14 protein-coding genes and 1 riboswitch are annotated in these 14164 nt (G+C 58.7%); of the genes, 3 read left to right on the forward strand and 11 right to left on the reverse strand.

Features of this window, described 5'->3' with window-relative positions:
* Positions 1–98: 98 nt before the first annotated feature.
* The 6 genes from ASD46_RS12140 to ASD46_RS12165 all read right to left on the reverse strand — a co-directional run bounded on the left by ASD46_RS12140 (position 99) and on the right by ASD46_RS12165 (position 6091).
* Positions 99–1094, reverse strand: a complete 996-nt coding sequence (locus ASD46_RS12140) for a FecR family protein (protein WP_060642313.1) — start codon at positions 1092–1094, stop codon at positions 99–101.
* 111 nt (positions 1095–1205) lie between these two features.
* The gene (locus ASD46_RS12145) at positions 1206–1706 is read right to left on the reverse strand and encodes an RNA polymerase sigma factor (protein ID WP_013761633.1); all 501 of its coding nucleotides are present in this window, start codon (positions 1704–1706) and stop codon (positions 1206–1208) included.
* 207 nt (positions 1707–1913) lie between these two features.
* On the reverse strand, positions 1914–2666 hold the full coding sequence (locus ASD46_RS12150; protein ID WP_003511038.1) for an ABC transporter ATP-binding protein: 753 nt from the start codon (positions 2664–2666) through the stop codon (positions 1914–1916).
* Positions 2660–3727 carry a FecCD family ABC transporter permease gene (locus tag ASD46_RS12155; protein WP_019564724.1) on the reverse strand — a complete coding sequence of 356 codons (1068 nt, stop codon included), beginning with the start codon at positions 3725–3727 and terminating at the stop codon, positions 2660–2662. Before ASD46_RS12155 ends, ASD46_RS12150 begins: the two co-directional genes overlap by 7 nt.
* Complete coding sequence (locus tag ASD46_RS12160) at positions 3724–4863, reverse strand: ABC transporter substrate-binding protein (protein WP_060642501.1); 1140 nt, start codon at positions 4861–4863, stop codon at positions 3724–3726. Before ASD46_RS12160 ends, ASD46_RS12155 begins: the two co-directional genes overlap by 4 nt.
* Before the next feature lie 94 nt (positions 4864–4957).
* Complete coding sequence (locus ASD46_RS12165; RefSeq protein ID WP_060642314.1) at positions 4958–6091, reverse strand: ABC transporter substrate-binding protein; 1134 nt, start codon at positions 6089–6091, stop codon at positions 4958–4960.
* Positions 6092–6204: 113 nt separating this feature from the next.
* On the opposite strand from ASD46_RS12165, the gene ASD46_RS12170 reads away from it, so the two are divergent.
* Positions 6205–7029, forward strand: coding sequence for a class I SAM-dependent methyltransferase (locus ASD46_RS12170; protein ID WP_060642315.1), 825 nt, complete (start codon positions 6205–6207; stop codon positions 7027–7029).
* A 173-nt stretch (positions 7030–7202) separates the two neighbouring features.
* On the opposite strand, the gene ASD46_RS12175 is transcribed toward ASD46_RS12170, so the two are convergent.
* From ASD46_RS12175 to ASD46_RS12195, 5 genes are all read right to left on the reverse strand, one after another.
* Positions 7203–7685 carry a pseudoazurin gene (locus tag ASD46_RS12175; protein ID WP_060642316.1) on the reverse strand — a complete coding sequence of 161 codons (483 nt, stop codon included), beginning with the start codon at positions 7683–7685 and terminating at the stop codon, positions 7203–7205.
* Positions 7682–8482 carry an ABC transporter ATP-binding protein gene (locus ASD46_RS12180; RefSeq protein ID WP_035199503.1) on the reverse strand — a complete coding sequence of 267 codons (801 nt, stop codon included), beginning with the start codon at positions 8480–8482 and terminating at the stop codon, positions 7682–7684. Before ASD46_RS12180 ends, ASD46_RS12175 begins: the two co-directional genes overlap by 4 nt.
* Positions 8479–9507 carry a FecCD family ABC transporter permease gene (locus ASD46_RS12185; RefSeq protein ID WP_003511052.1) on the reverse strand — a complete coding sequence of 343 codons (1029 nt, stop codon included), beginning with the start codon at positions 9505–9507 and terminating at the stop codon, positions 8479–8481. The genes ASD46_RS12180 and ASD46_RS12185 overlap by 4 nt, the downstream gene beginning before the upstream one ends.
* Positions 9504–10535, reverse strand: coding sequence for an ABC transporter substrate-binding protein (locus ASD46_RS12190; RefSeq protein WP_013761640.1), 1032 nt, complete (start codon positions 10533–10535; stop codon positions 9504–9506). The genes ASD46_RS12185 and ASD46_RS12190 overlap by 4 nt, the downstream gene beginning before the upstream one ends.
* A gap of 164 nt (positions 10536–10699) precedes the next feature.
* A riboswitch (cobalamin riboswitch) is annotated at positions 10700–10936 on the reverse strand.
* A 39-nt stretch (positions 10937–10975) separates the two neighbouring features.
* On the reverse strand, positions 10976–11854 hold the full coding sequence (locus tag ASD46_RS12195) for a GNAT family N-acetyltransferase (protein WP_060642317.1): 879 nt from the start codon (positions 11852–11854) through the stop codon (positions 10976–10978).
* Positions 11855–12065: 211 nt separating this feature from the next.
* Here ASD46_RS12195 and argE point away from each other — a divergent pair, with 211 nt between their 5' ends.
* Positions 12066–13190: an acetylornithine deacetylase gene (gene argE, locus ASD46_RS12200; protein ID WP_060642318.1), complete on the forward strand. Its 1125-nt coding sequence runs from the start codon at positions 12066–12068 to the stop codon at positions 13188–13190.
* Positions 13191–13214: 24 nt separating this feature from the next.
* Positions 13215–14138, forward strand: coding sequence for a 2-hydroxyacid dehydrogenase (locus tag ASD46_RS12205; RefSeq protein ID WP_060642319.1), 924 nt, complete (start codon positions 13215–13217; stop codon positions 14136–14138).
* The last annotated feature ends 26 nt before the right edge of the window (positions 14139–14164 follow it).

The following is a 14164-nucleotide window of genomic DNA, read 5'->3' on the forward strand; positions in this document are numbered from 1 at the left end:
TCAACAAAAAGACGATTGCCTCGGCAGTTTTTTTCAGGGTTTCGGAGAATTTTTTATAAACGACTGAAAATAAATACGATTTTTTGTTTTATTGCGCTTCAGAAACGGGTGATGATGCGGGCAGTATTGGCAATTGCATGAACCTTGCCCTTATAGGGTTCCACCAATGCTTCCAGCGCACGGTCCGGATCGCGAAGATTGTAGAAGCCAGTCACACGCTGCTCTGCAAGCGTCTTGTCCGCCATCGTCAGCCATGCGGGATGATACCGCTGGATTTGCTCGACGACAGAACCGATCGTCGCATCCACAACGTAAAGCTCGCCGTTGCGCCAGCCACCAATATCCTCGACGGGAACGGTCTCTTTCCGGATTGCACCGGAGGCGTCGACAACCAGCATCTCACCCGGAACGAGCCGCGTTGGTGGCGCGTTGCGGAAGGAAGCTTCCACGGAACCATGCGCAAGCGCGACTTGCGTCACGCCATCCGTCATGTCGACATCGAAAGCCGTGCCGAGCACTTGGACGGTCAGGTTTTTCGCCTCCACGACAAAGGGACGGTCGCTATCCGGCACGACATCAAAAAAAGCTTCGCCCTTCAGCACCTTCACATTACGGCGGCCATTGGCAAAATCAGTGGTAAGCGCACTTGCCGCGGCAAGCTGCACCCTGCTGCCGTCTTCAAGGGTTATGGTGCGGCTCTCTGCGGTACTGGTCTGATATTCGGCCTTGATATGGACGAAAAGCGTGGGAACGAACAGCACCGCAAGACAGAGAGACACTGCTGCCACCGCCATGCCGGCATAATGCCGCAAGGACCAGCGCCGTCGCGATGCCTGTTTTCCGGCAACGCCAGGCAGGTGCGGCGCGTCTTCCCAGAGGCTCTTTAAACCCGGCTCGACCAGACCGAGATTGCGCCAAGTCTTGCATGTCCGCTCCCAGGCCAGACGATTTGCCGGCGAAGCAGCCAACCATTGATCAAATTCCGCCTTCAGCCTCGGTTCCGCCGAACCCGTCTGCAGGCGTATCAGCCAGTCGGCAGCCTCTTCCGCCTTCCCGGTCGGCAATGTTATTTTTTTATCGGGATCAATTGTCATTGAGCCGGTCAGTTCCTTTGACTGGGCGGAGGAGATGCCTCGTCTTCCGTGTTGCTATAAAGACGTTTGAGGGAGAACTTTTTTTCACAAGATGAAACAATAAAGGCTATTTTACTGCATTTCTTTGGTAATGGCGGCAATACTACTCTTAATCAGACGGTGGGCGCTAGCCACGGATACGCCGAGGTGACGGGCGATCTCTTCCATATTGTAGCCGCCAAATCTATGCATTTCCAATGCCACACGCGCCTGGACCGGCAGAGAGGCCAAAATAATCTGCATCTGCCGGACCTCGTCGCAGAACAGGGCATGCTCTTCTGGTGTGCCGTGACCCTGCGGTATGCCCCAGAACGGGGTATCGTCGGGCCGCTCCCGCAGGTCCTGCCGGTTGCGGCGGCGATTATCGAGGGCGAGGTTGCGGACGATGCGGAAAAGATAGGATTTGAGGTTGGAAGGATTGCCGGAACCTTCGGGAACGAATTTCAGGAATGCCTCCTGAACCACGTCCTCCGCGTCCGCCCGCGACCCTAAAATAAGCGTGGCGTATTTGATCAGGTCAACCCTGTGCGCGACGTAAGCGTTATAACGCTTGTCATCTTCCCGTATGCCCATGTCTCAACCGAGAGAAATTTCAAGGATAAACGAAACTGCAAGCCCCCAAACGACAAAGCAGTTTTCCCGTCTAAACCTCTAGCACCCAAACTCTCGACCGAACAGCTATTCATGACTATTATTATCAAGAATTTGTGCGGTCGCGGCCCTGCAACAGCCAGAGACTCGCAGACCCGGCGGCAGGCGCGGCCGGGTCGTGTGATAGCGTCAGATAGCGCCGTCGACTATGACCATCGGCCTGCCCTGCGAACAGGGTTCGATGCGCGCATCGATGCGGTAGATATCGCGCAACATGGCCGGGGTTATCACCGTCTCGGTGCTGCCGCTCACCACCATTTCGCCGCGCGCGATCACCATCGTATTCTCGCAATAACGAAGCGCATGATTGAGGTCGTGCAGGGCGATCAGCACGATCATGCCAGTCTTCTGGGCAAGGTCGGTCACAAACCCCAGAACCTCGACCTGCCGGTGGAGGTCGAGAGCAGATGTCGGCTCGTCCATCAACAGCACCTCCGGCTTGCGGGCCAGCGCCTGCGCCAGGGACACAAGCTGCCGCTGACCGCCAGACAATTCGCCGAGCCCCCGGAAGGCGAGATCGTGGATTTTCAGCGCCTTGAGAATAGCGTCGATCTCAAACAGCTCATCGTCGTGAACACGCCACCCGCCGCCCTGCTTGGCGGACAGAAGCACGGATTCGTAAACCGTCAGCACGGCGTTGGCGCCGGTGTCCTGCGGCATGTAGCAGATGGCCCGGTTGCCGCGTGCCGTATCTGACAACTCGACAAGCCCGGGACCGGAGATCAGGCTGGCGATGCGCTTGAAAAGCGTGGACTTGCCGGCAGCGTTCGGGCCAATAACCGCCGTGACACTGCCGCTTTCCAGCGTATCGATGCCGACCTTGGAGAGAACAGTCGTGCGGCCGTAGGCAGCGCCGACATCCTTCAATGCGAGCGCTACCATGCGCGTCTCCTGTTGCCGAAAATGAGCGCGAAAAAGAACGGTACGCCAACCAGCGCCGTGATGACGCCGATTGGCAGAATTGCGCCGGGAATGAGTATCTTGCTGATGACAGAGGTTGCCGAAAGCAGCAGCGCACCGCAGATCACCGAGCCCGGCAGGAAGAAGCGCTGATCTTCGCCCACCACCATGCGGGCTATGTGCGGGCCGACAAGCCCGACGAAACCGATGGTACCAACGAAAGAAACCGGAATCGCGGCCAGAAGGCTGACCGTCAGCATGGTCTGCAGCCGCAGCCGACGCACATTGATGCCCATGCTGGCTGCCTTGTCGTCACCCAGCCGAAGCGCCGTCAGCGCCCATGCGTTGCGCATGAACATCGGCACCGTAACGAGAAGAATACCACCGGTGATATAGACCTTTTCCCACGTGGCCTTGGTCAGGCTGCCCATGGTCCAGAAAACGACGGCGGCGAGCGCCTGTTCGGAAGCCAGATATTCAAGCAGCGACAATGCGGCATTGAAGGTGAACACCAGCGCGATGCCGAGAAGGACGATAGTCTCCACGGTTACGCCGCGCATCGTCGAGGCAAAATGAATGAACAGGGCGGCAATCATCGCCATGATGAAGGCGTTGATCGGCACCATATACTGGACGGCACCGGGAAAGATCGCAACGCCGCCAACAAGGGCCAGCGCGGCGCCGAAACTGGCGGCGGCCGAAATGCCGAGCGTAAACGGGCTGGCGAGAGGGTTGGACAGGATGGTCTGCATCTGTGCGCCCGCAACCGAAAGCGACGCGCCGACGGTGACCGCCATCAGCGCAATCGGCATGCGGATATCCCATATCACCACCCGAAGCTGGTTTGCAGCAGCAGCCGGATCGGCAATCGTCGCCAGAACTTCTGATATCGTGTAGCGCGCCGGACCAAGTGCCATGTCGGCAGCCATACTGAAACAAAGGGCGATGAAAAGCCCGAAGAGAATAACGATTCTTCGTGCGGCAAGGGCGCGATATTGATCGCGCCCACTTACGCCAACGGCGATTTCATTCAACGAACTCATTCATTCGAACCTTTTTCGAGGGATGCGAAGTAGCCCGGCTTGTAGGTGACGGGCAGGAATTTCCGGTGAAAGTCCTCAAAATTCTTCTCGGGATCGAGATCGGCGAAGAGCTCGGGATGGAACCACTTGGCGAATTGCTGAATCGGAAAGAACTCGTAGGGCGCGCCGTAGAACTGGTGCCACACGGCATGGACATTGCCTTGTTTGACAGCATTCAGTTCCGGAAACGGCGTGCGCTTCATCAGGTTTGTCAGTCTTTTCCGGGAAAGAGCCATGTCGGCTCCGCGTCCAACGGGAACGAACTGGTTGATGTCGGATTCAGCTGCCCAGTTTGAGCCGGTTACGATGACATGATCCGGATCGGCAACGACGAGCTGCTCGGGATTGAGATCGCCGAACGTCGTCTTGATGATGCCGTCGGCAATATTATGGCCGCCAGCGAGATCGACCATCGCGCCGAAATTGACCGGGCCGAAGGTGCGGCAGCAATTGTCTTCACCGGAAATGCCGGGCGCGCGCTCGATGAAGACGCCGGGACGCTTCAGGTCCTTGACGCTGGCGAGCCGGTCGGTCACGCGGGCGATTTCTGCACGGCGATAGGCGATGAATTCCTTTGCACGCTCTTGGGCGCCAAACATTTTCCCGAGAATTTCAATCGAGGCTTCGCTGTTCTTTTCGGGATCGATGCGAAAATCGAGATAGACGATCTTGATTCCGGCGGCGGCGGCCTTCTCTTCGAAACCACTTTCCTTGGCGGATTTTTCCGCTTCCAGATTGAGGGTGATCACGTCAGGCGAAAGGGTAATGGCCGTTTCCAGACTGAAATCGCCCTGCGGCACATAACCGAAGCGCGGCAGTTTTTCGATCTGCGGAAAGCGCTCGACATAGGCGGCGTAGCTGTCAGGGTCCTTCTTGAGGAGATCGTCACGCCAGCCGACAATGGTGTCGAAGGTCTGGTCGCCCTTGAGCGCCGCGATGACGTGGATCTGGCGCGCCTCACCGACGATGACACGTTTGACCGGCAGGTCCAGCTCGACCTTGCGTCCGGTGACATCGGTGATTTCTCCGGCATAAGCCGGCAAAGCGAGAAGAGACAAAGCCAGCACCGCAAGATGCCTGAGAGCGTTAAGCCGCATGAGAAGTCCTCTTAGTTCCAAAAGAAAATGATGAAGCCGCATGGCTGCGGCTTCATCCATCGATCGGACGGCGCTCCCCTTCACCGTCCCTGTCTTATTTCGTGTCCTTCAGCGACACAAAGTAACCGGGCTTGTAGTCGAGCGGCAGGAAGCGGGCATGCAGCTCCTTGAAGGTCGCCTCGGGGTCGAGATCCTTAAAGAGGTCCGGGTGCAGCCACTTGGCGATTTCCTGAATGGCCACGAACTGATACGGGTTGTTGTAGAACTGGTGCCAGATGGCGTGGACATTGCCGTTCTTGACCGCCTGTACCCCGGTGAAAGCCGGGCGCTTGGTCAGGTTTTCAAGCTTGCGGTGGGCTTCCTTCATATCCGCGCCATAACCGACACCGACCCAGTTGCCGCCGGGAACATAACCGTTCCAGTTGCCACCCGTGATGATGATCTGTTCCGGATTGGAGGCGATGATCTGTTCCGGATTGACGTTGCCGAACGTGCCGGGAATGATGTCCTTGGCCATGTTGATGCCGCCGGCGAGTTCGACCATCTTGCCGAAATTCTCGTTTCCGAAGGACATGCAGCAATCGTCGGAATAACCGCCGGCGCGTTCGACGAACACGACGGGCTTCTTCGGATTGGCCTTTTCGAGCGTATCGGTGACCTTGGCGATGGCGTCCGCGCGGAACTTGATGAAGTCCTCGGCGATCTTTTCCTTGCCGGTCAGCTGGCCCATCAGACGCATGCTCGGCTCGGTGTTTTCCATCGGCTTTTCGCGGAAGTCGACGTAAACAAGCGGGATGCCGACCTTTTCGAGCTTCTCGATGTAACCGGCCTCCTGCGTCGCGGTCTTCGCGTCGATGTTCATCAGGATCACGTCTGGCTTCAGCGAAATGGCCTGCTCGATGTCGAAGGTGCCGTCTTTCATGCCGCCAAAGGTCGGCAGCTTGGCAATATCAGGGTACTTGGCAAGATAGGCCGCATAGGTTTCCGGGTCGGCTTTCGCCAGGTCGTCGCGCCAGCCGACAACGTGCTGGAAAGGGTTTTCCTTGTCGAGCGCCGCCAGGAAATAGATCTGACGGCCTTCGCCGAGGATCACATGCGAAACGGGCACATTGACTTCCACGTCGCGGCCGGTCACATCCTTGACGGTGACCTTTTCGGCCAATGCAGGCCACGCTGCGGATACGAGAAGGCCAAGGGCAAGTGCCGCGGATTTGGCTGAGATGCGCATCGGATATTGCTCTCCAGTGTTGACTGGCGCGGCTGTATTATTTTCTGACTATACTAGTCAAGTTTTATGTTTTAGAGCCATTCTTAACTGACCGGTATGTGAGCTGAAGACCGATGATCGACACTATCCACTATGGCAAAAACGACAGCCTGAGAGACGAAATCAAAACCTATTGGTCCGGCCGCGCCGCGACTTTCGACCTTTCCCCGGGTCATGAGATTTTCTCCGAAGAAGAGCGCAAGGCCTGGCACGCGCTGGTTTTGAAGCATCTGGGCCAGGGAGAAGGCCGCAAGGCGCTGGATCTGGCTAGCGGCACCGGCGTTATCTCGCACCTGATGGACGATCTCGGTTTTCAGGTCACCGGCATGGATTGGTCGGAAACCATGCTGGAGCTTGCAAGGGCGAAAGCGAAAACCCGCGGGCGCAATATCCGCTTTTTTGTCGGCGACGCCGAAAACACGATGGAGCCGGACGAAAGCGCCAACGTCATCATCACCCGCCATCTGGTCTGGACGCTGGTGGACCCGAAGGCAAGCTTTGCCGAATGGTTCCGTGTCTTGAAACCCGGCGGACGCCTGCTGATCGTCGATGGCGATTTCGTCAACACCGGCTGGCGCGAAAGACTGGTCAAGAAGCTGGCGGCGGGTCTGGAAAGCATCGGCCTTGTGAAGCCGGACCAGCCGCACAAGCCGGCGGATCCGGAAAACACCTTCAACAGCATTCTATCGCGGGTCTATTTTTCACAGGGTGCAAGAGCTGGTGACGTTGCAGCGCTGTTGCGTGAAACCGGCTTCGAGCCCGTTGCCATCGATCAGGAACTTCAGGCCATTCATCGTGCCCAGGCGAAAAATTTCAGTCTGCTGAAAGGCATCTTGCGGGGATTGCAGCACCGTTATGCAATATGCGCCGTGAAGCCGCACACGTCCGGCAAGGGATAGGGCGACCAAAGCCACCAAGCTGCCGCCCAGCTCTCCGTCACCCCGGATGTGATCCGGGGTCCAGTGCGACCAAGTCCTTGATCGCTTAATAATAGTTTCTCACGGTGCAGACGCGCCTTGGCTGGATGCCGGATCTAGTCGTGCATGACGCATGAAAACGCGATGCAGGGACCTCATTTTTCCGCCCGCTCGAATAGCTCCTCAAAGCGCGGCTTCGCCCGGCCTGGGACCTCTACCGTCCTGTAGCTCTGCGGCAAAACCGCGTCCCCCACCTTGATCAGCATGACCATGCCCATGCCGTAATGCGGCGAGCATTTGATGCCGTAAAAGCCTGGCTTTTCGAAACCGGTCTCGAATTCGTCGTTGATCCGGCTTTTGAAACCTTCAATATCTTCGGGAACCATACCATCGATCGTCGCGGCATTATGGCTCTTGTGGCTCGGCACGAAGCGCACGCGGTCGCCGGGAGCGATCTCCAGAAAATCGGGTTCGAACACCATGGAGCCCTTTTCGCCACGGTTCAGCATCTTTATCTCGAAGGTCTCGGCTACGGCTTGAATGGAAAACCCTGTGGCCACAACCATGGCAAGTCCCGCGGAAACGCAAAGCTGCCGCGCGCCAAAGCGGAGATTTACAAGTCTTTTCAATTTCATCATCGTGCCGTTGCTTTCCTTGCGTGATCGGCCGCACCGTGGGCCGGCAGAAAACGAATATGTGAAAATCCGCTTTCATCCGTGGTGACGACGGATTGCACCCCGAACACATCGGCGATGGTCGAAGAGGTGAGGACCTCGCGCGGTGGGCCGACAGCGATCATTTCACCGCGATGCATGATGGCGACGCGGTCGCAGAACATGGCGGCGTGATTGAGATCATGCAGCGCCGCCACAACCGTCAGTCCCTGCCTGCGCACCAGATCGAGCAGACCGATCTGGTGGCCGATATCGAGATGGTTGGTCGGTTCGTCCAGCAGCAGAATATGCGGCTCCTGCGCCAATGCGCGGGCAATGTGCAGGCGCTGGCGTTCGCCGCCGGAAAGGTGATGCCAGTTTCGCTCGGCCTTGTCCGCCATATCGACATTTCCGAGCGCCGCATCGACGATGGCGTCGTCCTTTGGCGACCATGCGGAAAGCGGGCCGAGATAGGGCGTGCGCCCCAGTTCCACGGCCTGTCGCGCGCTGATGCGCTCGGTGGTTTCGGCCTGCTGCTCCACAAAGGCCAGCCTGCGGGCAAGTTCGCGCCGCCCGAATGTGGCAAGCCGTTCCTCACCAAGCATGACATGACCCCGACGCGGCATGCGAATGCCGGCCAGCATGGAAAGCAACGTGCTTTTGCCCGAACCGTTCGGCCCGATGATACCCAGAAACTCGCCCGTGGCGACCTCCAGCGAAACACCGCGCACAATGTCGAGATTGCCGGCATGGAAATGCAGATCATGGGCGGATAATTTCATGACCGGCCTCTCTTCTGCCCGAGAATAAAGGCGAAGGCGGGCGCGCCGACCAGCGCAGTGATCACGCCGATCGGCAGCACCTGCCCCGGAATGACGGTGCGCGAGAGGATATCTGCGATGATCATGAAAATTGCACCGGTCAGCGCCGTCACCGGCAGCAACATGCCGTGGCGAACGCCAACGAAGATGCGCGCCGCATGCGGGATGACGAGACCGACGAAGCCGATGGAACCGACCAGCGACACCATGACTGCCGTCATGACCGCCGAAACCGAGATCAGCACCGCATAGACCCGGCGCACTGGAATACCGAGCGAAGCTGCTGCCTGACCGCCGAAAGCGAAAGCATCAAGCGCGCGTGCGTACCAGAGGCACACCCCAAGACCCGCAATACTGACCGGCAAAGCCAGCCAGACATCCGGCCAGCGCACGCCCGAAAGATTGCCCAGCAGCCAGAACATGATGCCGCGCGCCTGTTCGGCATTGGCGGATTTGGTGACGATGAACGACGTCATGGCGTTGAACAGTTGCGAACCGGCGACCCCCGCCAGGATGATGGCGCTGTTGCCGTGCCCTGCCCGCACCGCCAGAAGGCTGACAAGCGAAAAAGCCACAAAAGCCCCGATCAGGGCGCCGGCCGGCATCGTCAGGAACCCCGCTCCGAAGCCCAGAAGCGCCACGGCCACGGCCCCGGTTGAGGCGCCTGCGGAAATACCGAGGATATAGGGATCGGCGAGCGGGTTGCGCAGAAGTGATTGAAGCACCGCACCGGCCAGCGCCAGCGAGGCGCCACAGCACGCGGCAACAACGGCGCGGCTGAGGCGGTAACTCCAGACGATGCCCTCATCCAGCGGCTCCAGCGGATAACCCGCATGGAAGACACGATTGGCAATGGTCTTTGCCACCACGTCGAACGGAATGGCAGTCTCGCCGATGGCCGCACCGGCCATCAGCGCGACGAGCAGCAGGGCGAGTGCGGCAAAAGCCAGACCCGCCCTGCCAAGATTGACGGAAAGACCGTTCACTTGGCGAGACCGGCTGTGGAAATCGCCTCGGCCAGCGTTTCAATGCCTTCGATCGTGCGGATGGTCGGGTTCATCGCCTGCGCGTCCATTTCGAAGACATGGGCCGCCTTGACGGCGGGCATGATGCTGGCAACCGGATCGGTAGCAAGGAACTTGAGCTTGACGGCGACGTCATCGGCGGGGAACCGCCGGCGGTCCATCTTGCCGGCAACGATCACGGACGGATTGGCCTTGGCGATGGTTTCCCAGCCAACAGTCGGCCATTCCTCATCGCTTTCGATAACGTTCTTCAGTCCGAGCGCGGACATGATGTAACCCGGCGCACCATTGCGGCCCGCCACGTAAGGATCGATATCCAGCTCGGCGCTGGAGAACCAGAAGACTGCTGAAATCTTGCCATTCGCCGAAGCGATCTTGGCGCGGGCGGCTTCCTCACGCTTTTTCAGGTCGGCAACGACTTCCTCGCCGCGATCCTGCACGTTGAAAATTTTCGCAAGGTCGCGGACCTCCTGGTAGATCAGGTCCATGGTGAAAACGGACTTGCGCACGCCGTCGCCGCCGCCGGAATTGTCCTTGCCCATGCAATCGGCAGGGGAGGTATAAACGGGAATACCGAGTTCGGCGAATTGCTCCGGTGTTCCGACAACGCCTTCGGGACCGATCTGCCACTGGAACTGCGTCGTCACGAGGTCCGGCCTCTTGCCAACCACCGCCTCGAAGCTCGGATCATTGTCGGCAAGCCGCTCCACCTTGGCATTGGCGTCTTCGTAACCCTTCAGAACCGGGCCGATCCACAGCGCCGTGCCTACCACCTTGTCGGCCACGCCGAGCAGATAGAGAACCTCGGTCGTGCTCTGGCCGACCGATACTGTGCGGGCGGGCGCCTGCTTGAAGGTGATTTCGTGGCCGCAGCTATTGATCGTCAGCGGATAGGCGGTTTCGGCAGCCTGAGCGGCACCGGCGGGCAAGGCCGCTAATGCGACAGCCAGAAGACCGGCGGAAACCGGCAGGCGTTTGAAATGAAACATATGTTCTCCAGTCTAAATAAAGTGGCGTGATCCGCAGGCCGCGCGTCAAAACGCGTAGTGACAGAGCGACAACAAGTGTGGAGATGGAGAACGGGACTCTAAATACGTTTCCGCGGACGGAAAGGTCATAATCAGCTCCTCTTCCGGGCATCCCCGCCCGTAACGATGGTCAATATTATGACGGCAGGTCTCCTGGCTCACGAATATGCGCCGTTCATCTGCCTTCCCGCACCTTGAAGGGTGCAGTGGCATGACGCTTTTCAGGCGTCACGAGGATGAGCGGCAATCCGCTTACAGTTGCGGGGGCAGCCACGGCATTGGGCGATAGAAATCACCCGCACCATGTTCCCTATTAATCCCTTTGCCCTTCGGCTTCAGGAACCGTCGCTTTCTGACATAAGGGGCAAGCGCCGGGGCGTCAATTGCGATAGTGCTGCAGCTCAGCACAAAGACGGACCCGCCAACGCGAAAATTTTTGTAGCGCCGGAGGGCGCCGGTTGAGGTGCGTCTTTGGACATGGTGGTAAGGGTTTCAATCACCACCAAGCCGGATTGCGCAATAAAATCAATAAAGAGATTGTTGTCGCTGATGGTGTCGAGACGCACCAGCTCATCGTCAAGATCGGTAAAATGCCGCCTTACGAGTGCAATCGCATCCATGTCCGCACCCGCAACGACCGGACCGATAATGTGGCCCCGCCCCGCCGCACGGCGCAGCGCAAAAGCGGTAAGACGGTCCGCCTCAAACACACCGTAACCCGCATTCTGCGTCAAAAGTCGCTGCAAAACGTTCCGGCGCGAAACGCCAAAAGCCGCCCGGTCTAGTTCCACCACATCAGTCAGATGACCTGCGGATAACGGCTCTATTCGTTGTTTTCTGCCGGGCGGCGGTATCTCGAAAAGGCAATTCGCCCTTCCCCGGAACAGATATACTTTTTCCGTATCACCGGCAAAACCCAACCTTGAAAACAACCGCCGCGACGCTCCCGTCGCGTTCAACCGCAGGGAGACAGTGGGAAATTTCGCGACAAGTTTCTGCACCAGCCATGGTGCTACGCCCTGCCCCTGCAAACGGGGCGAAACAATGACCATGCCGAGCGTCGCAAACCCCTGATCATAGGGAAAGAGCATCGCGGTTGCGACAACACGGTCGATCTCATCGAGCGCAGCGAGACCCACGCCGCATTGCCGCAGAAAACACCATTCATTCGCGTGATATCGCCATCCGACGGCCATGGAGAGTGCATGCAGATGATCGGCATCCACGTCCGCGATATCCACGGTCCGCAGCTCGAAACTATCGACTTTGAGCAGGTCCATAACCAACGGCCCTCATCCCCTACGGCTCAGAACCTTCATCCGGTCCCGGCCTAGCCCACGACATCCGACGGTAGCCGGTTACGCCAGCACGAATTTTCTGAAAGCACTGGAAGGTCACAACAATCTACCGAAATCATTCGCATTTCAGCAGATAAACGTCGCAGTCCATTCTAAGCTTTCGGGATGACAATCCGGTCAGCGGAGACGACCATTGAACGCAATCGAAATCCTTGAGCGTCTCGTCGGTTTCCCGTCGGTCGTTGGAACCGCCAATGGCGATATTGCCGGCTGGATCGCCGATTATCTTGAAAGCCACGGCGCGAAAGTATCGCTGCTTGCGGGACCGGAGGGCGACCGCGCCAACCTCTTCGCCACCTTCGGCCCGGCCGATCGCGCCGGATATGTTTTGTCCGGCCATATGGATGTCGTGCCCGCCAGCGAGCCGGAATGGTCTTCCGATCCCTTTACGCTACGGGCGGAAAATGATCGTCTCTACGGGCGCGGAACCACCGACATGAAGGGTTTTCTGGCTACGGTTCTCGCCGCGGCGCCTGCATTTTCGCGCATGGCGCTGAAACGTCCCGTGCATATCGCCTTTTCCTATGACGAGGAGGCGGGTTGCCGTGGCGTTCCGCATCTTCTCGCCAGATTGCCTGAACTTTGCGCCGCACCGGCGGGCGCAATCATCGGCGAGCCCAGCAATTTGCGGGCGGTTCGTGCACACAAGGGCAAAGCAGCAGCTCGCATTACCATCCGTGGCCGTTCCGGCCATTCGTCCCGGCCTGATCAGGGGGTGAATGCCATTCACCTGATGACCGGTATCATGGCAAAGGCCGTAGAGACGGCACATGAGCTGACGAAAGGCCCCTTTGAAGCGACTTTCGAGCCACCCTACTCCTCGCTGCAGATCGGCACGATGAAGGGCGGCCAGACGATCAACATCATCCCCGATTTCTCGGCCATCGAGCTGGAAGCGCGGGCGATTTCCGGCACATCGCCGCTTGAACTGCTCGGGCCGGTTCGCGCAAGCGTCGAGGCTCTTGCAGCAAAGGGTGTCGATATCGAATGGACGCCTATGAGCGATTATCCGGCGCTTTCGCTTGCAGCCAATGCTCCGCTTGTTCTGCTTCTGGAGGAATTGACCGGCACCCCCTGTCTCGCCGCCGTCAGCTACGGCACGGAGGCGGGGCTGTTCCAAGCGGCGGGCATCGACGCCATCATCTGCGGACCAGGGGATATCGGCCGCGCCCACAAGCCGGACGAGTTCATAACGACGGGCGAAATTTCGGCCTGCCAGTCGATGCTGGAAACACTCGCAAGCCGCTGTACGGCTTGAACCTTCGGGAAGCATAGATTTCAGATGACTTTTCTCTTCAATTCCGACGCCAAGCGCGGCGAGATTTTCCGGCAGGCTCTAGCTGCAGCACTGCCTGATCTGCCGTTTTCGATGGATGCATCAACCGTCGATCCCGACGCAGTCCGTTACCTCATCACCTGGACGGTACCACAGGACATTGCCCGGTATCGCAATCTCGAAGTCCTGTTTTCGATCGGCGCGGGTGTCGACCAGTTTCACATCCAGGCGATCCCTGAGACGGTAAAGGTCGTACGCATGGTGGATGAGGGCATCATCCGCATGATGCAGGAATATATCTGCCTCGGCGTACTTACCCTTCACCGCAACCTGCCGGTCTATTTAAACCAGCAGCGCCAGCAACTGTGGAATGCCCTGCCCCAGCGTCAGGCGGAAGAGTGCCGGGTGGGCGTTCTCGGCCTCGGCATGCTGGGCGTTGCTGCGCTGGAGCGGCTGAAACCTTTCGGCTTTCCGCTTTCCGGCTGGAGCCGCTCACAGCGTCAGATTGATGGCGTCACCTGCCATCATGGCGACGACGGCCTCAAATCCATTCTCTCCACCAGCGATATTCTCGTCTGCCTGCTGCCTCTCACCGACGAGACCACGGGGCTTCTGAACGCCGAGCGTCTGGGGATGCTTCCCGAAGGGGCTGCTCTGGTTCACGCCGGGCGCGGCAAACAGCTCGATCATGACGCTTTGCTCGATGCACTCAACAGCGATAGGCTTTCAGGTGCGGTGATTGACGTTACCGATCCGGAGCCCCTGCCCAAACACCACCGCTTCTGGACCCATCCGAAAATTCTCCTGACGCCGCATATTGCCAGCGTCACCCAGCCCCATTCCGCTGCCCGCACCGTCGTCGAAAATATCAAACGATACGAATCCGGTCTCGAACCGCTCGGCCTCGTTGACCGTAGCCGCGGATATTGATCCTACCGTTCCAAGAAAGGACACCC

It is taken from the genome of Rhizobium sp. Root491, from assembly GCF_001427205.1.
GTDB classification, from domain to species: domain Bacteria; phylum Pseudomonadota; class Alphaproteobacteria; order Rhizobiales; family Rhizobiaceae; genus Agrobacterium; species Agrobacterium tumefaciens.

Excerpts from the sequence above, each read along its gene's own strand:
- ASD46_RS12205 (WP_060642319.1), top strand. The coding sequence starts at position 13,215 with ATGACTTTTCTCTTCAATTCCGACGCCAAGCGCGGCGAGATTTTCCGG.
- ASD46_RS12140 (WP_060642313.1), bottom strand. The coding sequence starts at position 1,094 with ATGACAATTGATCCCGATAAAAAAATAACATTGCCGACCGGGAAGGCG.
- ASD46_RS12190 (WP_013761640.1), bottom strand. The coding sequence starts at position 10,535 with ATGTTTCATTTCAAACGCCTGCCGGTTTCCGCCGGTCTTCTGGCTGTC.
- ASD46_RS12155 (WP_019564724.1), bottom strand. The coding sequence starts at position 3,727 with ATGAGTTCGTTGAATGAAATCGCCGTTGGCGTAAGTGGGCGCGATCAA.
- ASD46_RS12165 (WP_060642314.1), bottom strand. The coding sequence starts at position 6,091 with ATGCGCATCTCAGCCAAATCCGCGGCACTTGCCCTTGGCCTTCTCGTA.
- ASD46_RS12195 (WP_060642317.1), bottom strand. The coding sequence starts at position 11,854 with ATGGACCTGCTCAAAGTCGATAGTTTCGAGCTGCGGACCGTGGATATC.
- ASD46_RS12175 (WP_060642316.1), bottom strand. The coding sequence starts at position 7,685 with ATGATGAAATTGAAAAGACTTGTAAATCTCCGCTTTGGCGCGCGGCAG.
- ASD46_RS12160 (WP_060642501.1), bottom strand. The coding sequence starts at position 4,863 with ATGCGGCTTAACGCTCTCAGGCATCTTGCGGTGCTGGCTTTGTCTCTT.
- ASD46_RS12145 (WP_013761633.1), bottom strand. The coding sequence starts at position 1,706 with ATGGGCATACGGGAAGATGACAAGCGTTATAACGCTTACGTCGCGCAC.
- ASD46_RS12170 (WP_060642315.1), top strand. The coding sequence starts at position 6,205 with ATGATCGACACTATCCACTATGGCAAAAACGACAGCCTGAGAGACGAA.
- ASD46_RS12150 (WP_003511038.1), bottom strand. The coding sequence starts at position 2,666 with ATGGTAGCGCTCGCATTGAAGGATGTCGGCGCTGCCTACGGCCGCACG.
- ASD46_RS12180 (WP_035199503.1), bottom strand. The coding sequence starts at position 8,482 with ATGAAATTATCCGCCCATGATCTGCATTTCCATGCCGGCAATCTCGAC.